The sequence below is a fragment of the Oceanobacillus sp. FSL K6-0127 genome (assembly GCF_037983385.1).
GTDB classification, from domain to species: Bacteria; Bacillota; Bacilli; order Bacillales; family Amphibacillaceae; genus Oceanobacillus; species Oceanobacillus profundus.
On sequence record NZ_CP150287.1, the window covers coordinates 2221505 to 2239007 of the forward strand.

Sequence of the window (17503 nt, forward strand, 5' to 3'; positions counted from 1 at the left end):
ATGGCTCATTATTTTATTGCAATTCAACTGCCGAAGAGGCTACAAGCATATTTCACAAGCTGGCAAAATGAACTACAGAAGAAATTAGTGTATAAGCAATGGACACATCAGAAGGACTTGCATATCACACTACAATTTTTAGGTGAAGTGGACGATAATAGAATAAGGCATTTAACAAAAGCATTAGAGGAGATTGAACGTATATCTTCATTCGATATTGAGGTCGGTGGAGTTGGGGTATTTGGTAATCCGAATAAGCCACGTGTACTGTGGGCAGGGGTTAACAAGACAAATGCATTGGCACAGCTTCAAAGATACGTTGAATCGTGTACAATGACTGTCGGTTTTCCGAAAGAAACACGAGCGTATACCCCGCATATCACATTGGCAAAAAAATGGGACGGAACGGATAATCTAGGCAAAGATACCTTGAAAGATCTAAAGAATACGTGGAATGAAACGTGGTCAATAACTGTCGCAGAAATAGTGTTAATTCGTATTCATCCCAAGCAAACTCCAAAATATGAAGTTGTAAAACGGTACTGTTTGCAGTAACGAGCAGGGACGATCTTGTAAAATCAAAGGAGGTGGTAGCAATCGCGCAGTTAATTAAGCTTCAGGATTATCTATCACGTTATGAATGGGATGCTTATCGTTATCCAACACAATATATCAGACTAAAAAAAGATAATTGGAATAAGCTATATTATATTTGGGAGAATCCAGAAAACGGGGAGTCGATCACGGGAACAGATGAAGCAGCTGAGCAGAATCGAAATGAGCGATCCGTATTTTCGAAGTTAAGAACAAAATTTAAACGAGGTAAAGATCTGGTGGAGGAAACGAAGCCGAAACAAGAAAGCAATCAATACGCTGATTTACCTGAATCGGAAGAGGAACTGAAGCACTATTTTTTAGATAAGCTGTTTCAATTCCAAATGAAGTGGGCCACTTCCACCATTACACACACATCAATAGTAGATAGAGAATATTATCAAGATCCACTATTACGCTATTTGCTGCAACGTTTTCCAGATACGTATTTGGTAATGTATTTTCCTGTTTTTGAGATAAAAAACGCACCAGTTGAAACGGAAATAATCTTGATTAGTCCTATTGGTATCGAGATTATCTATTTTGTCGAAAAACAAACTAGTGCGGTTATTATGGCCGGGGATGAACGAACATGGTTGGTTGAAGAAGAGAAGAAGCAAACGAAAATTTTAAGTCCAATTATTGCTTTAAAGCGCACTGAAAAACTTATTCGCAGTATCTTGCAAACTTATTCCATTGATTTTCCGATAGAAAAGACAGTACTATCGCGAACAAATTCAATCGTTTTTGCAACGGAGCCATATCAAACGAAGCTGGTTGACCAATCAAAATATCCAGATTGGTTTCAAGAAAAGCGGAGGCTAACATCTCCTTTAAAAAGCTCACAGCTGAAGGTTATAGAGGCTCTGTTAAAGCATTGCAGTTCAACCTCCTTCAGACGTCCAGAATGGGAAGTGGATACGAGTCCAACAATGATTGTTGATTTGGAGGAATAGTATATGTATATATTTATTATTAATCCAAAAGCAGGCTCTGGTCGGGCTCTAAAAGTATTTTCTGATATTCAGAACAGTGCTATTTACAGGCAGATGGATAGTCAGTATTTCTTCACTGAGTATGAAGGTCATGGAGAAGCTATTGCAAGAAAGATTAGTGCAGACCCAGAAGGGAAAACCATTATCGTCGTTGGTGGCGATGGGACGATTCATGAGGTTATGAATGGCTTAATATCGACCGAAATTCGAATAGCCTTTATACCGGCGGGATCCGGGAATGATTTTGCTAGAGGTTGTGGAATTAAAGGAAAGCCAGAAGAAATATTACGAAAAATTATTGAACATAATATGGTACGCCCATATTGGATTGGAAATTATACAGCAGACGGGTATGGAGTGCATAAATTTGTCAACAGTATCGGCTTTGGTTTTGATGCTGCAATCGCACACGCTGCAAATCAATCAAGTTATCGAAGGTTTTTGAACGCGCTTGGACTTGGAACGCTTAGTTATGTAATAGCATTGATATATGTTTTAATGTATTATAAACCAATGTCCATGGAGCTTGAAATCGATAATGAAAAACGAATACTAAAGGATTGCTGGATGGTGACAATTGCAAATCATCCTTATTATGGCGGCGGGATGAAGATTATACCTACTGCAGTAATACAACCGAATGTATTCCCATTATTAATTATCCATTCCATTTCGAAATGGAAGGTGCTTGCATTGTTTATAACCGTCTTCCTTGGTATACATACACGATTTAAAGAAGTGGAGATACTAGAAGCAACGACATTGAAAATAACTGCGGAAACGAGCATCCCTTTTCAAACGGATGGACAAACGGGAAAATGTTCTTCCAGTTTGATATCGAAGCAAAAGGAAGCAGTACATATTACTGGAATTAATGAAGCGTGGGCAAAATAAATAAAATTTATAGAAAAAGTTATTTGTGTTTTAATGGAAATCACTATAAAATGTATTATTGAATGCTAATTTTGAAAGATGTGAACGAATTATGATCGAGTGGCTTGGACAAGTATTAGGTGTTGGATGGAAAATAACACCGGCGGGCGGACTTACTGGGGATGCATATGTTGCAGAAAAGGATAATAGAAGACTTTTTCTGAAACGTAATTCATCTCCATTTCTTGCTGTATTATCTGCTGAAGGAATCGTTCCCAAGCTTATTTGGACAAAACGATTGGAAAATGGCGATGTTATTACGGCGCAGGAATGGCTTGAAGGAAGAGCACTAAAATCATATGAAATGCAGCATCAGCGAGTAGCGGATATATTGTATAAAATCCATCATTCGTCTGAACTGTTGCATATGCTTATGCGGATGGGGAAAAAGCCTGTCACGTCGGATGATAGTTTTAGCTATGTAAAGCAGCTATTAACATCTTTGGGTCTAATGAAGCATCAAGAAATTCAAGAGGCGATGAAGCATCTTGCACAGTTACTCCCAAAAACACGGAATCAAAACCTTGTCGTCTGCCATTGCGATATTAATCATAATAATCTTATTCTTACCGAGGACAGTGATGTTTTTCTAGTGGATTGGGATAATGCGATGATTGCAGACCCTGTGACAGACTTTGGTATGCTGCTTAAATGGTACATTCCAAAAGAGAACTGGTATGACTGGTTGTATAAATATGGGATTACTCCAGATAAAAACCTATTTGAGCGCATGTACTGGTATTTGGTGCAGGATGCACTTCGGTTCTTATGCTGGCATGCCGAGCGTGAAGAACCAGAGAAAATGGCGGAACGGTTACGCGATTTGAAGGAATTGAATGAGCATATTCGCCAATTTATTCTAAAGTAGTATGCTGTAAGGCTTTAATCCATTCATCCATATTTTTTTTATGTGCTGTAATGTGATCTGGCATGTTTTGTGCGGACACACCTTGTCTGCCATAATGATAAATTTCTGGTAAGAGACTTAGCAGTTGTTCATTTGAAATGCTATTGTTTCTTACCATTGATTCAACTAAACGAATAATCTGCTCGTATTCACTGACACTAGCGCAGCAGTCAGCTTGCTGTTCATCTAAAATATCGTATAATAATGTTAATTGATTGTTAACAGAAAGCGTCATTGTAATCACCTCAAGGTTAGTTTAGTCTGTTTCATTTTTTCTATACACAAAAGCGGAAGCGCCCGATTAGCGAAGTGCGGACTGGGCGTGGCTTTTCATATTTCTATACAAAAAGTAATAAAGCGAGGGTTTAGACAATGCGTCAACGACATAAACCGTGGGCGGATGATTTTTTGCAGGAAAATAGCCAGCTTATTGTTCCAAATGCAATGGAGCATAAGGGGAAATGGCAACAACTCTTTAATAACGATCATCCGATTCACATTGAAGTGGGAACTGGTAAAGGCCAGTACATTGTAGGGATGGCTAAGCAGCATCCAGATATTAATTTTATTGGGATTGAAGTAGTGAAGAGTATTATTGTAACAGCGGGTCAGAAAGCGTTAGATGCAGAAGTGGATAATTTATTGCTATTAAATGTAGATGCTGCTGATTTACGAGAGATTTTTGCTGAAAATGAAATTGCAACGATTTATTTAAATTTCTCTGATCCATGGCCGAAAAATCGCCATGAGAAGAGAAGGTTAACATATCATACATTTTTAGAGCAGTATAAAGAGATTCTTGATTCAACTGGCAAGGTTATTTTTAAAACAGATAATCGTGGTTTATTTGAATATTCCCTAGTCAGCTTCAATGCTTTTGGAATGAAGCTGGAAGAAGTGAACTTAGATCTTCATGCAATAAATGATCCATTGAATATCATGACAGAATATGAGGAAAAGTTCTCTTCGAAGGGACAAGTTATCTATCGCAGTAAAGCAAGCTTTTAATATACGAAAAAGGTCATCGCATGATATGGTGTGATGATTTTTTTGTTGTAATAATAGTAAGGAAATTAAGGCGAATTGTTTGCGTCGAATTGGAAGATGGTTATCACTGTTCTCGTCGGTGCGAGATTACAAACTCAGGTGGAAGGAATGGTATAACTGTTCGAGAAAACCAAACTATAGAGGTTACGGTTGAATGGGACGATAAAAGGGAGGTTTTTGAGTTAGTGGCAAAGGACTAAAAAATAGCTTGACATATTAGGCCTTTTCTTGCAATAATAGGTTTAACAATAAAATGAATTACCTTTAAATCAGTCCTGTGAGGCTGGTAAGGATGAGACGGATATGGATGCACAACTAGTGGCGGGCTAGGCCTGCTATCATGTGCTGCTAAAGCAAACACCTTACCAGTTCTTTTTGGAAAGGTGTTTTTTTATGTGAAAACACTGGAATTTTAAAAGGTAAACAGAGGAGAGAAAGAAATGAAACAGCGGGAGATACAAGTTGATGAACGGTTACCTTTATTACAAAGTTTGCCACTTAGTTTTCAGCACTTATTCGCAATGTTCGGTTCAACTGTATTAGTACCAATTTTATTTGGAGTCGATCCAGCAACAATCTTGCTCATGAATGGAGTTGGGACATTACTATACATTTTGATTACAAAAGGAAAAATCCCGGCTTATTTAGGCTCTAGCTTTGCCTTTATTTCGCCAGTAACAGCAGTATTAACTGTTGGGGGAGGCTATGGAGCGGCACTAGGCGGATTCTTTGTTGTAGGGTTCGTGCTGGTTCTAGTCGGTATTATCGTGAAATATGCGGGTACTTCCTGGATTGATGTTATTTTTCCCCCGGCAGCAATGGGGGCTATCGTTGCGGTAATTGGATTAGAGCTGGTTCCAGTAGCAGCGGATATGGCGGGTCTATTACCGTCAGAAGGTGCAACAGATACGGCGGTTAACGTAACGGTTTCATTGCTGACACTAGGAGCGACCATAATTTATTGGGTAACAATGCGTGGTTTCTTGAAAATAATTCCGATTTTACTTGGAATTATAACTGGTTATATTATCGCAACACTATTCGGTATTGTTGACTATACAGCTGTAAAGGAAGCTGCATGGATTCAGATGCCTACGTACTACCAAATTGAGTTTAATTGGTCTGATATCTTAATTATTCTGCCGGCAGCGCTTGTACTTATACCCGAGCACATAGGTCATCTAGTTGTGACTGGAAATATTGTTGATAAAGATTTAACAAAGGATCCTGGCTTGGACCGCTCTTTATTCGGTAATGGTATTTCTACAATGCTCTCCAGTTTCTTTGGTTCCACTCCGAATACAACGTATGGTGAAAATATAGGGGTACTCGCGATTACTCGTGTCTATTCGACTTGGATAATTGGAGGGGCAGCAATCATTGCGGTAATTCTATCCTTCTGTGGAAAGCTCGCTGCACTTATTTCCTCGATTCCGACACCAGTAATGGGTGGGATTTCCTTGCTTCTTTTCGGAATCATCGCGGTTAGCGGACTTCGGATGTTAGTAGAACAGCAGGTTGATTATAATAACTCGCAAAATTTGATTCTGACTTGTGTTGTCCTAGCAATCGGAATTAGTGGTGCGTCAATTACAATCGGAACAGTAGCGTTAACAGGTATGGGTCTAGCGACAGTTGTAGCAATTGTGATCAGCTTACTGTTTAAATTGTTCAATACGCTTAAGTTATCAAATGAATAAATAGAAATACATATTGAAGCTCTGCAGGAGACGATGAACTGCAGAGCTTTAATTTTCTGAGAATTGAGGAATGATGTGGAACTTACTGGACCCCTGGTTTACCTGGTCTTGTAAGGTGACGTTTATTTGTCCATAGTCGATTATGATTCGTGTTTTCGGGAAATGTGTCTCCTGCATTTAATTCGACCTTCTGAGGGTCATTGACATTCCCACCAGTTTCACCAATTTCGATATAAACCCCGTTATTCGGTGCTTTTTGTCCAGCTCGAAACTGTCTGCTTTCACCCATTTCTATACTCACCCCTTGATTTTTGTTTTTCTTATTATGATTATCTGCGGTTGCTTCATACATGGCAATATAAGGATAGACAATGTAAAGAAAAAGTGTGCATCCATTTGATGGACACACACTTACTAATTAAATCAGCTTAATAGGTCAATTAATTCGATTTTGGGGTTCTTATCTTGAAACCAATTTAATGAGAATTCGTTTCGGAATAAAACGAGTGGATTGCCGTGACGGTCTTTAACAAGTAAATTCCTGCTATCAAATAAAGATTCATCAACCTGATCTTCTTTTAACCAGCGGGGAATTCGCTCCCCAATCGATTCAAATAAAACCTCTGCATTATATTCATTTTGCATTCGATATTTAAATACGTCATATTGTAGCTCGCCTACAGCTCCTAAAATAAAGGAATCGGTAAGCCGGTCGCGGAATAATTGAATAGCTCCTTCTTGAACGAGCTGTTCGATTCCTTTTCTAAATTGCTTCGATTTCATAACGTTTTTTGCAGCCACTTTTTTAAATAATTCTGGAGGGAATACTGGCAGTTCGTCGTACTCGATTGTTTCCTTGCCAGCTATTAATGTATCACCGATTTGATAAGCATTTGGATCGTAAATGCCAATAATATCGCCCGCATATGCTTCCTCAACAGTTTCTCTAGTTGAAGCAACCATTTGTTGAGATTGGGAAAGTTTGAATATTTTCCCTGTTCGTGATAATTTGACGCTCATCCCACGTTCGAACTTCCCGGAGCAAACTCTTAAAAATGCAATTCGATCACGGTGAGCAGGATTCATGTTGGCTTGGATTTTGAAAATAAATCCAGAAAAATCTTCATGGTCTGGTTGGACAATTCCCTCTGTTGTCTTTCTAGGTGTTGGTGTTGGTGCCATCGAGATAAATGTATTGAAAAAGAGCTCGACACCAAATGGAGCAAGGGCGCTACCGAAAAAGACAGGTGTTTGCTCACCTTTCATGATTGCATCAAGTGAAAATTTGTCGCCTGCTTCAGCGACTAATTCCAGCTCATCCTTGGCTGCTTCGTACGTCGGGTTCCTTGTCAGCTCCTTATGCTCGACATTATCTAATTCAGCATATGGAATATAGGTTTCTTCTTCATTGGTATGGTGCTTCACAAATTGCTTACCATAACGATCGAATATGCCAAGGAATTGTTTGCCCATTCCAACTGGCCAATTCATTGGATATGTTTCAATTTCAAGCACCTGCTCAATTTCCTCTAATAACTCAAGTGGTTCTTTACCTTCACGGTCTAATTTATTTATAAACGTAAATATAGGAATACCGCGCATACGGCATACTTTAAACAGCTTGATTGTTTGGGGCTCGATTCCTTTAGTGGAATCAATAATCATCACAACACTATCGACAGCTGTTAATGTGCGGTACGTATCTTCACTAAAATCCTCATGTCCAGGAGTATCGAGAATATTCACGTGATAGCCTTCATAGAAAAAATTCATTACACTGGAGGTAACGGAAATCCCACGTTGTTTCTCGATCTCCATCCAGTCTGATGTTGCAAATTTCCCTGATTTTTTCCCTTTTACGGTACCAGCTGAACGAATCAGATTCCCATATAATAGCAGCTTTTCTGTCATTGTTGTTTTTCCTGCATCGGGATGCGAAATAATCGCAAATGTTTTTCGTTTTTTTACTTCTTCATGTATTGCCATTCCAATAATCCCTTCTATTCTTAAAGATTCTTTTATCATACTATATGAAAGAGGTGCCTGTCACTGTTTGATTTTTAGCGATCGATGCAGCTTGAGTTTGATTAATTGCCGTTTACTTGTAAAATGCTGATAGTCCTTCTAAAGCTCATAATTATGGAGGGGAAAGATGATTGTTCTCTATTATAAGTGCAAAAAAAGAAGCCGCGTGTGTCGCGCTGCTTCTCGGATAACGTGTTATAAAATAAGTAAATAATATATTGTCACAGGTAAATAAATATGCTATACTAACTTAGTTATTAAATATCATTTTGTGATATCATAACTATCCAACTATATTATATCAAACAATTTCTGCTGTTGTCAACTAAAAAATGAAATTTATTGAGAGAGGGATGGATGCAATGAGTCACGATACTGAAAATCGCCAATATGAACAGCGTCGGGTTGAGAAGGTAGTAGAAGTGATCAACAATAAAGAAGAAAATCTTGAGGCACGATCTGCAGGATTAAAACAAAGCGTTGTTGAGCTGCGTAAAACATTTTGGGATGATGTAACGGTTAATCTTGAAGAAATGGATGATATCATAGAAACGCAGGAAAGTATTAAGCAGCAAGCTGCAATATTATCCCAGAAAGAGCAATTCCACGGGAAAATAAGTGCAGAAATACAAACATTACAAAGACTCAGGAACGCTCCTTATTTTGGGCGATTTGATTTTATTGAAGAGCCAGGAACTGAGGAAGAGTCGCTTTATATAGGAATAGCCTCGTTGATGGATCAAGATGAAGAGGACTTTCTTGTGTATGATTGGCGTGCACCGATCTCGAGTCTATACTACGATTTCTCTCCAGGACCAGCCCATTATCAAACATTGGATAGCACTATATCTGGTGAAATGACATTGAAACGGCAATTCATTATAAAACAAGGTGTCATTGAGGGGATGTTTGATACTGGCATTACAATCGGTGATGAGCTACTTCAGCAAGCGTTGGGGAATAATGCGAGTACGTCTATGAAAAACATTGTAGCAACAATACAGAAAGAACAAAATAAAATTATTCGAAATGAGCGTAGTAAGCTTTTAATCGTTCAAGGGGTAGCAGGAAGCGGAAAGACGTCTGCAGCTTTACAGCGAATTGCATATTTAATGTATCGCTACCGCGAGGAGTTACATGCAGATAATATTGTATTATTTTCACCGAATCCGTTATTTAGCAGTTATATTTCCAATGTGCTTCCTGAGTTAGGCGAAACGAATGTTAGACAAATGACGTTTTTGGATTACTTAAAAAATGGAATTGGCGGCAACCTTACAATCGAATCACCGTTTGAGCAGATGGAATATGTATTAACGCAAACAGAGAGTGAACATTATCCTATTCGAATGAAGAATATGGATTATTTATCAACCATTGATTTTATGCAGTTAATTGATGCTTTTACTTCGGATCTGAATGGTAGCGGTATTCAATTTAAACCTATTAAATTTCGTGGAAGAACACTCATCGATCAGGAGCAAATCGGAGAATATTTTTATTCCTTGGATAAAGAGATAGCAATCCCAAATAAGATGGAAATGGTATCGAAATGGTTGCTGCAGGAACTAAGTAAATATCAGCAGCAGGAAATTGCTGAGGACTGGGTAATGGAGCAAATCGAATTGCTGGATAAAGAGGATTATATGCGTGCATATCAGCGAGCAGAAGAAAAGCTGCAATCGAGTACAGTTCAAGATGAAGAGAAAATATTAAGAAGATATATGGTGAAGCGTTTTTTTCAACCGCTGAAAAAACGTGTGAAGCAGTTCGCGTTTGTAAATATATTAGCCACTTATCAACAGTTGTTTACTGAATGGAATACAAAAGAGCTACCAAACAATTGGCAGGATATCCGTGCCCAAATTGCAACGGATTTATCTCAGAAGTTTCTAACGTGGGAGAATGCTACACCATATCTCTATTTTAAAGGGAGATTGCTAGGGGACAGTGCCGATCGTTCTGTCCGGCAGTTGATTATCGATGAAGCACAGGATTACTCTGCCTTTCAATTTGCCTATATTAAGCATCTTTTTCCTTATACGAGAATGACACTATTAGGAGACGTTAATCAAGCTATTTATACGCATGTTGCGAAAGAAAACCCGCTCATACCAGTGGAGCATGTAGAAAGCCATGAACGAATTACACTGACAAAAAGCTATCGTTCAACAAAACAAATTGTTGATTTTACAACGTATTTTGCACCTGGCCATGAACCAATTGAACCGTTTAATCGTGAAGGAAGTAAGCCAGAACTGATCAACCTGCAAAATGAAAATGAATGTATGACAACTGTATTGACGTGTGTGGAGGAGCAATTGAAGAAGGGGAACGAGACAATTGCATTAATATGTAAGACATTAGAGGAAAGTGAACAGATTTATCATTTATTACAAGATAAGCTACCCATCCATTTGGTAAATGAAGAAACCTATACATTTGAAAAAGGTGTGCTTGTTTTGCCAATCTATTTGGCGAAGGGAATTGAATTTGATGCTGTCATCATACCTGATGCATCAGCAGATCACTATTCATTGGAATCGGATAAATCCTTATTTTATACTGCCTGTACAAGGGCAATGCATGCTTTGACAATACTCTGTCGACAAGAGATATCTCCTTTTATCAAACTTGTTCCGAAAGAGTTGTATGATGTGAAGGAATAAAGGGAATCGCGCTGTTCGTCGCATAACGAATAGTGCGGCTATTCCTTGTTTCGATAGGATAATGGATGAAACTCTTTTCCTATTGTGCTATATTAAACAATTGAGGAACGAGGATTCAGTAATTAGAAGCCCTTAGGAAGAGGAGAGAAAGACCTTGGTCTTATATACAGTAAAAAAGGCATTGAATAACAATGTGTTGATTGCAAGTGATGACGAGGGGCAGGAAGTAGTTTTAATTGGGAAAGGTATCGGATTTAACCGGAAAAAGAATGATACAATTACGGAGGATGCGATTGAAAAGCTATTTGTATTAAGAAATGAAAGGGAACAAGCAAATTATATTAAGCTTTTGCCTCAGGTGGATGAAGCGGTATTAAAAACGATTATTGAATCAATTAATATCATTCAAGCAAGATCAAATACACCTTTACATGAAAAGGTGCATGTTGCACTCACGGACCACACCGCATTTGCAATTACGCGTTTATTAAAAGGAATGGCGATTAAAAATCCGTTTTTAAAAGAAACAAAAGCGCTTTATCCTGCAGAATATGAAATTGCCGCTGATGTTGTTGATTATATTAATCAATCGCTGCAGGTCGAACTGCCAGAAGGGGAAATTGGTTTTATTGCATTGCATATTCATAGTGCAATTACAGATAAAGCAATTGCTGATTTAAATAAATATTCTCAGCTTGTGACGAAACTGATTAATGTGATTGAAGACCAATTAGAAATACAGATTGATAGAGAAAGCATTCATTACCTACGTCTTGTAAGGCATTTGCGTTATACAATTGAACGAATAACTAACAATGAGTTTATTGAGGAACCAGAAAAAATAGCAAACCTCTTGAAAACGGAATATCCAGTATGCTATAATCTTGCATGGAAGCTAATTAAAATTATGCAACAAACACTAAATACTTCTGTTTACGATGGAGAAGTTGTTTACTTAACGATGCATCTCCAGCGGCTAAACAATAAAATAGATTAATGCTATCTTACGTGTTACTGATTCGATCAGGCATGAGTTGAGATAATCACATGAATAAATGACAAGGGTTACAAGCTCCTTGCCATTCGTTTATCGTGATCTCTACTCATGTCTTTTTTGTTCTTCAAAAGTGTTTGTTGGATAGTAAAAATTGGAGGAGGATAACAATGTTTAAAAAGGCTTTTGGTGTGTTGCAGAAAGTCGGAAAAGCGTTAATGCTGCCGGTAGCATTGCTGCCAGCCGCAGGTCTTTTGCTTGGGATAGGTAATGCAATGCAGCAGGATACCATGCTAAATTACCTTCCGTTTCTAAGCGCGGATTGGATTCAATTAGTCGCTTTAGTTATGGAAGATGCCGGAAATATTATTTTCGCGAATCTCGCACTTATCTTTGCAGTTGGTGTTGCAATCGGACTTGCTGGTGATGGAGCAGCTGCTTTGGCAGCAATTGTTGGTTACCTTGTCTTAAATCAAGTAATGGGATCGTGGTTGGCAGTTACGCCAGAAATGATTGAAAGTGACCCAGGATTTGCGGCGGTGCTAGGAATACCTACGCTGCAAACAGGAGTTTTTGGTGGTATTGTCGTCGGGTTAATCGCGGCGTTTTGTTATAATCGCTATCATGATATTGAAATGCCATCATTCCTTGGCTTCTTTGCAGGGAAGCGGTTTGTGCCAATAATGACAGCGGCAGTATCCTTTGTTGCAGGCTTAGTACTATTATTCATCTGGCCGCCTGTACAAGAGGCAATGAACAGCGCATCTTACTGGTTAATTGAAGAAGGTACGTATTTAGCGGTATTTTTCTTTGGTTTTATTAAACGTTTATTAATTCCATTTGGATTGCATCATATTTTCCATGCACCATTCTGGTATGAGTTTGGTGCATATACAACAGCTGCAGGAGAAATTGTCCGTGGTGATATGACGATTTTCTTTGCGCAGTTAAGAGATGGTGTGGAAATTACTGCTGGTAATTTCATGGCTGGTGAATTCCCGATTATGATGTTCGGTCTGCCGGCAGCAGCGCTTGCAATGTACCACGCTGCACGTCCAGAAAGGAAAAAGTTAGTGGCAGGTCTTCTTGCATCTGGTGCATTAACATCGTTCTTAACCGGTATTACCGAACCACTTGAGTTCTCGTTCATGTTTGTATCACCACTGTTATTCGTACTGCATGCATTCTTAGATGGGTTATCATTTGTACTCATGACATTTTTAGGTGTTAATATCGGTTATACGTTCTCAGGTGGAGCCATTGACTTTGCGTTATTTGGTATTTTACCTGGACAAGAGCCATGGTGGCTCGCGATATTAGCTGGTCTTGTGTTTGCGGTTATTTATTACGTCTTATTCCGTTTCTTCATTAAAAAATTCAATCTAATGACTCCAGGTCGTGAAAAGATTGAGGAGCAGGACGAAAGTGAAGCAGCAGATGCTGGTGAACTTGCTTATAATGTATTGGAAGCGATGGGCGGACAAGAAAACATTACGCATTTAGATGCATGTATTACGCGTTTGCGTGTCTCTGTAGGCAGTGTAGCGAATGTTGATAAAGGTAAACTGAAAAAGTTGGGAGCTGCTGGTGTACTTGAAGTAGGTGATAATATTCAAGCAATATTTGGACCGCGATCTGATATCATTAAAAGTCAAATGCAGGATATAATATCAGGAAAAACACCACGTCCTGTAAAAGTCGAAGAAAATAAAGCTAGTGAGGCAGCTGTAAAAACTGACTTCGATGAAACAATTGTCTCACCAATGAAAGGCGAAATCATTTCCATCACAGAAGTACCGGATGAAGTCTTTTCTGGAAAAATGATGGGTGATGGTTTTGCGATTGTTCCAGAAGAAGGTACTGTTGTTTCACCAGTAAACGGTAAAATCATGACTGTATTTCCTACGAAGCATGCAATCGGCATTCTATCCGATGGTGGAAAAGAAATTCTGATTCATGTAGGTCTTGATACGGTCAATCTACAAGGTGAAGGGTTTGAAACGCTCGTTGGTGAAGGAGATATTGTCGAAGCTGGACAAGCTATATTAAAAGCAGACCTTGACGTTATTGGCAGAAAGGCAAAATCCATTGTAACACCGATTGTATTTACAAGTGTTCCTGATGGACAAGCGATAGCAGTTCCGGAAAAAGCAAATGTAAAAGCTGGAGATACGATTGCTTAATATGAAATATAACCCCCTTGCTACTACGTTAAAATGTAGCTAGGGGGTTTTTGCATGATGAAGCGATTGCTATGCCATTAGGATCTAATTCAATGAGTTTGAAAAGTAAGTGCAATTGAAAGCCCGAAAAGCAGTAAATCTAAGTTTATTGGTCACTCATAGATGTGATGAAAGCCCGAAAAGCAGTAAATCTCAGTTTATTGGTCACTCATAGATGTGATGAAAGCCCAAAAAGCAGTAAATCTAAGTTTATTGGTCACTCATAGGTGTGATGAAAGCCCAAAAAGCAGTAAATCTAAGTTTATTGGTCACTCATAGGTGTGATGAAAGCCCGAAAAGCAGTAAATCTCAGAATATTGGTCACTCATCGGAAGAATGAACACCTCAACAGCAGAAAACCCCAGCAGTTTAGTCACTTAATAAAAATCACAGCATCTTATTAATCACAATAGTCAAGATAAATACAATTCCAATGCCGCTTTTTCCGATGGTGTGCAGGGAAAGTGCAGCTAAGACGAATATAGTAAACTGAAGTATAAGCTTTATTGAAAAAGGAAGTTTAATTGCTGCTTTTGGGGAAAGGTTCAATCCCAGAACGTTGCGATGACGGAGGGAATTCCGATACCAAATAAAATTAAAAAATAGGGGCTTCATAAGTTGGAAGCCCAAAATGGAAAAGACAACAAGCGCAAATAATTCCAATAAAAATAGAATACCTTATAAAACATATGGCATGATGGTCATTGACGCAACTCCTCATATATGAAATTTTTAAGGAGGCAACGATCAACTATTTAACCTTAGCTTTCTTTCCGTTTTGCTCACGTAAGTTTTCAGTTGATCGGCAGGATATAAAACGGAATCACCATGACATACTTCTAACCGTTCTGGCTGTAATTGCTCTAGAATTGTGCTGCTTTTTACGGCTTCATGCATATCACCTGTAAAAAGAGCCATTGGTTGTTGAATCATTCCACGCTTTGATGTAAAAAGATCCCCAGCCAATAATACATTATCTGTTTCGTGATAATAGACGACCCAATGCGAGATGCTCGTCTTTTATTGAGGTTCCCATCATATACATAAAACGGGGGTGAGGCGTTGGCAAAGCAGATTTTTTCGATTCTTTTAGTTGCTGCAACGTATATTGGCACGATTGTTGGAGCGGGGTTTGCAACGGGGAAGGAAATTGTTACATTTTTTAGTGTGCACGGTACATTTGGAGCAATCGGGATTGTTATCACGGGCTTTTTATTTATCTTTGTCGGCACGAAAATTATGATTATATCTGCTCGCATTGGGGCTTACTCGTATCAGGATTTAAATGTATATTTATTTGGTTCAAAAGGCGGCAAGTTCGTTAATATATTTATGTTTATTGTTGTCATTTGCGTCACCTCGGTTATGCTTTCGGGAGCTGGAGCGGTTTTCCACGAACAGCTTGGTCTTTCTTTCCAATTCGGAATTATAATAACGATTATTCTTTGTTATATTGTCGTGTTAAAAGGAATGAGGGGTATTTTTGCAATTAATTCCTATATTGTTCCACTAATGATTTTATTTAGTCTGTTCGTATTTATCTCTATTTTTAGTGGGAAAACAGATGGTCTGGTTGGACAAGTGATGGCAATCCTCCATTCAGAAAGCTGGGAGTGGATTATTTCACCACTAACTTATTCTTCGTTTAATTTAATGACAGCACTTGTCGTGCTTGTGCCTTTAGGGAATGAGATTCGAGATGAGCGTATTTTAAAATGGGGCGGATTTTTAGGTGGATTCGGTCTATTTCTCATATTAATCATGAGTCATTTTTCATTGTCTGCTTTTCCAGCGACATTCTCATATGATATTCCGATGGCGGAAATCGTTAAGTTATTTGGGACTGTGCTTCATGTCTTTTTTCTGCTCATTATTTTTGGGGAGATATTTAATACCGTTGTTGGGAATGTCTTCGGAATCACGCGGCAATTAAAGGCAGCATTTGGTCTGCGTTATCAGCATGCGGTCTTACTTATTCTGTTTGTTATTTTTGTTATTAGCCAAGCGGGTTATGGGAAATTACTGACCGTTCTCTATCCGTTATTTGGCTATCTGGGATTGTTTATGCTCTTTTTATTGATTGTTAAGCGGATGCCGGAGAAGTGAAATCCTTAATTAATTGATGCGAGCAGGGATGAAGTCCAGGAGGCGAGTCCCTGCTTTATTTCTAGATGATTTCACAAAAATAATTCCATATCATAGATGGGGAGGGGACGTATTAGCATTCATTCCATAGATTGCTGTAACCTTTGGAGTTTCTCTAACAAATCGTTATACGTTTCCTTACCTAATTCATGTTCCGCCTTTTCTTGCAATTCTAACCAAATGGGAGTTGCTTCTTCTATTTTGCTAAGTCCCATTTCGGTTATCGAAACGAATTTAGTTCTTGAATCATTTTTATCTCTTGTAATGTTTACATATCCATCTTTCTTTAATATGTTCACATTACGAGTAATGGTAGATTGGTCAAGCAACATGATGTCTCCCAGCTTGCTAATGGAAATTTCTCGATGGCGAGCGATGTTTACTAGCATATAGTATTGCGTGACTTTTAAACCAGTCGATGCCATTTGCTTTTCATAAACTTGTGTAACGATTCGCGCTGCCTTTCTAATATTGGCACAAGCGCAGGTCTGAATAATAAAATCCAACTCATTGTCTAGATTTTTCATAAAGTAGATCTCCTTTCAATCTGTAAATTTAAAATAGGTATCAATAATTAACTGAAAATTAATTCTTGACAGATAATACAATTATTAATACCATTATATATGTATATACATTAATTTCAATGGTAATCGAACTTTAATTTTTTATTAATATATGTATATACATATATTGAATTCTTAGAAGGAGAATGTTTATGACATTACAAGAACAAATAATAGGAGTATGGTCACTTATTTCCTATCAGTCCAAAGATAAGGAGGGGAATATCATATACCCACTGGGAAAAGATGCGACAGGATTTCTTATGTATCATCCAGAAGGTTACATGTCGGCGCAGCTGATGCGACAAAGACGCCCGGCATATGTATCAGGTGATTCACATAAAGGAACGAAGGATGAAATGGCTGAGGCTGCGTTAGGGTACATGTCCTATGCAGGGAAATATGAGGTGATCGAAGAAACAAATACGTTAACCCATCATATGGAAGTAAGTATGAATCCGACTTGGCTCGGACAACAGCAGCCGCGTATTGCTTCAATTGAAGGAGATATTCTTAGAATTCGCAACGGTTTAAATCCAAACCAAAAGCTTATTTGGAAGCGTATTCCATAGTGTTTTATTCCGAACATAGCAAAGAAGACATTTAAAAGGGGTTGATAATGGCAAAAGGGTGAAGCTATATCGAGCCTATTAGAGGTGTAGATAAACAATTCAATTCATAGGGTTATGCTGGAAAAATTAATATA

At 38.3% G+C, this 17503-nt stretch carries 16 protein-coding genes; 11 read left to right on the top strand and 5 right to left on the bottom strand.

What is annotated here, in order from left to right:
- From thpR to MHH64_RS11185, 4 genes are all read left to right on the top strand, one after another.
- Complete coding sequence (gene thpR, locus MHH64_RS11170; RefSeq protein ID WP_340003237.1) at nucleotides 1-555, top strand: RNA 2',3'-cyclic phosphodiesterase; 555 nt, start codon at nucleotides 1-3, stop codon at nucleotides 553-555.
- A 32-nt stretch (nucleotides 556-587) separates the two neighbouring features.
- The gene (locus MHH64_RS11175; protein WP_340003238.1) at nucleotides 588-1550 is read left to right on the top strand and encodes an NERD domain-containing protein; all 963 of its coding nucleotides are present in this window, start codon (nucleotides 588-590) and stop codon (nucleotides 1548-1550) included.
- A 3-nt stretch (nucleotides 1551-1553) separates the two neighbouring features.
- The gene (locus tag MHH64_RS11180; protein ID WP_340003239.1) at nucleotides 1554-2483 is read left to right on the top strand and encodes a diacylglycerol kinase family protein; all 930 of its coding nucleotides are present in this window, start codon (nucleotides 1554-1556) and stop codon (nucleotides 2481-2483) included.
- Between the two features lie 91 nt (nucleotides 2484-2574).
- Entirely contained in the window at nucleotides 2575-3390 is an 816-nt protein-coding gene (locus MHH64_RS11185) for a phosphotransferase family protein (RefSeq protein ID WP_340001771.1), read from the top strand.
- On the opposite strand, the gene MHH64_RS11190 is transcribed toward MHH64_RS11185, so the two are convergent.
- Nucleotides 3377-3664 (bottom strand): YtzH-like family protein, encoded by a 288-nt coding sequence (locus tag MHH64_RS11190; protein WP_095307609.1) that lies wholly within the window; start codon nucleotides 3662-3664, stop codon nucleotides 3377-3379. The genes MHH64_RS11185 and MHH64_RS11190 overlap by 14 nt on opposite strands.
- A 137-nt stretch (nucleotides 3665-3801) precedes the next feature.
- Here MHH64_RS11190 and trmB point away from each other — a divergent pair, with 137 nt between their 5' ends.
- A complete protein-coding gene (trmB, locus tag MHH64_RS11195) occupies nucleotides 3802-4437 on the top strand; it encodes a tRNA (guanosine(46)-N7)-methyltransferase TrmB (RefSeq protein ID WP_095307608.1) in 636 nt (211 codons plus the stop codon).
- A 479-nt stretch (nucleotides 4438-4916) separates the two neighbouring features.
- Entirely contained in the window at nucleotides 4917-6176 is a 1260-nt protein-coding gene (gene uraA, locus MHH64_RS11200; protein WP_095307605.1) for a uracil permease, read from the top strand.
- 82 nt (nucleotides 6177-6258) lie between these two features.
- On the opposite strand, the gene MHH64_RS11205 is transcribed toward uraA, so the two are convergent.
- A complete protein-coding gene (locus MHH64_RS11205; protein ID WP_095307602.1) occupies nucleotides 6259-6465 on the bottom strand; it encodes a YjzC family protein in 207 nt (68 codons plus the stop codon).
- A gap of 134 nt (nucleotides 6466-6599) precedes the next feature.
- Nucleotides 6600-8162, bottom strand: a complete 1563-nt coding sequence (locus MHH64_RS11210; protein WP_340001772.1) for a peptide chain release factor 3 — start codon at nucleotides 8160-8162, stop codon at nucleotides 6600-6602.
- A gap of 401 nt (nucleotides 8163-8563) precedes the next feature.
- Here MHH64_RS11210 and helD point away from each other — a divergent pair, with 401 nt between their 5' ends.
- The 3 genes from helD (at nucleotide 8564) to ptsG (ending at nucleotide 14047) form a co-directional block, all read left to right on the top strand.
- Nucleotides 8564-10870, top strand: coding sequence for an RNA polymerase recycling motor HelD (gene helD, locus MHH64_RS11215; protein WP_340001773.1), 2307 nt, complete (start codon nucleotides 8564-8566; stop codon nucleotides 10868-10870).
- Between the two features lie 154 nt (nucleotides 10871-11024).
- On the top strand, nucleotides 11025-11867 hold the full coding sequence (locus MHH64_RS11220) for a PRD domain-containing protein (RefSeq protein ID WP_118890383.1): 843 nt from the start codon (nucleotides 11025-11027) through the stop codon (nucleotides 11865-11867).
- 167 nt (nucleotides 11868-12034) lie between these two features.
- Nucleotides 12035-14047: a glucose-specific PTS transporter subunit IIBC gene (ptsG, locus tag MHH64_RS11225; protein WP_340001774.1), complete on the top strand. Its 2013-nt coding sequence runs from the start codon at nucleotides 12035-12037 to the stop codon at nucleotides 14045-14047.
- A 786-nt stretch (nucleotides 14048-14833) separates the two neighbouring features.
- On the opposite strand, the gene MHH64_RS11230 is transcribed toward ptsG, so the two are convergent.
- Nucleotides 14834-15052 (bottom strand): hypothetical protein, encoded by a 219-nt coding sequence (locus MHH64_RS11230; protein WP_340001775.1) that lies wholly within the window; start codon nucleotides 15050-15052, stop codon nucleotides 14834-14836.
- Nucleotides 15053-15148: 96 nt separating this feature from the next.
- Here MHH64_RS11230 and MHH64_RS11235 point away from each other — a divergent pair, with 96 nt between their 5' ends.
- A complete protein-coding gene (locus tag MHH64_RS11235; protein ID WP_095307590.1) occupies nucleotides 15149-16192 on the top strand; it encodes a hypothetical protein in 1044 nt (347 codons plus the stop codon).
- A gap of 119 nt (nucleotides 16193-16311) precedes the next feature.
- Here MHH64_RS11235 and MHH64_RS11240 read toward each other — a convergent pair whose 3' ends face one another.
- Complete coding sequence (locus MHH64_RS11240) at nucleotides 16312-16758, bottom strand: MarR family winged helix-turn-helix transcriptional regulator (RefSeq protein WP_251659929.1); 447 nt, start codon at nucleotides 16756-16758, stop codon at nucleotides 16312-16314.
- Between the two features lie 191 nt (nucleotides 16759-16949).
- On the opposite strand from MHH64_RS11240, the gene MHH64_RS11245 reads away from it, so the two are divergent.
- On the top strand, nucleotides 16950-17369 hold the full coding sequence (locus tag MHH64_RS11245; protein WP_251659931.1) for a lipocalin-like domain-containing protein: 420 nt from the start codon (nucleotides 16950-16952) through the stop codon (nucleotides 17367-17369).
- Nucleotides 17370-17503: the final 134 nt, after the last annotated feature.

Bases quoted from the DNA above. Each gene is read 5' to 3' on its own strand.
- MHH64_RS11185 (WP_340001771.1), top strand. From the start codon at position 2,575: ATGATCGAGTGGCTTGGACAAGTATTAGGTGTTGGATGGAAAATAACA.
- MHH64_RS11205 (WP_095307602.1), bottom strand. From the start codon at position 6,465: ATGGGTGAAAGCAGACAGTTTCGAGCTGGACAAAAAGCACCGAATAAC.
- MHH64_RS11240 (WP_251659929.1), bottom strand. From the start codon at position 16,758: ATGAAAAATCTAGACAATGAGTTGGATTTTATTATTCAGACCTGCGCT.
- thpR (WP_340003237.1), top strand. From the start codon at position 1: ATGGCTCATTATTTTATTGCAATTCAACTGCCGAAGAGGCTACAAGCA.
- MHH64_RS11245 (WP_251659931.1), top strand. From the start codon at position 16,950: ATGACATTACAAGAACAAATAATAGGAGTATGGTCACTTATTTCCTAT.
- MHH64_RS11180 (WP_340003239.1), top strand. From the start codon at position 1,554: ATGTATATATTTATTATTAATCCAAAAGCAGGCTCTGGTCGGGCTCTA.
- uraA (WP_095307605.1), top strand. From the start codon at position 4,917: ATGAAACAGCGGGAGATACAAGTTGATGAACGGTTACCTTTATTACAA.
- helD (WP_340001773.1), top strand. From the start codon at position 8,564: ATGAGTCACGATACTGAAAATCGCCAATATGAACAGCGTCGGGTTGAG.
- ptsG (WP_340001774.1), top strand. From the start codon at position 12,035: ATGTTTAAAAAGGCTTTTGGTGTGTTGCAGAAAGTCGGAAAAGCGTTA.
- MHH64_RS11210 (WP_340001772.1), bottom strand. From the start codon at position 8,162: ATGGCAATACATGAAGAAGTAAAAAAACGAAAAACATTTGCGATTATT.
- MHH64_RS11190 (WP_095307609.1), bottom strand. From the start codon at position 3,664: ATGACGCTTTCTGTTAACAATCAATTAACATTATTATACGATATTTTA.
- trmB (WP_095307608.1), top strand. From the start codon at position 3,802: ATGCGTCAACGACATAAACCGTGGGCGGATGATTTTTTGCAGGAAAAT.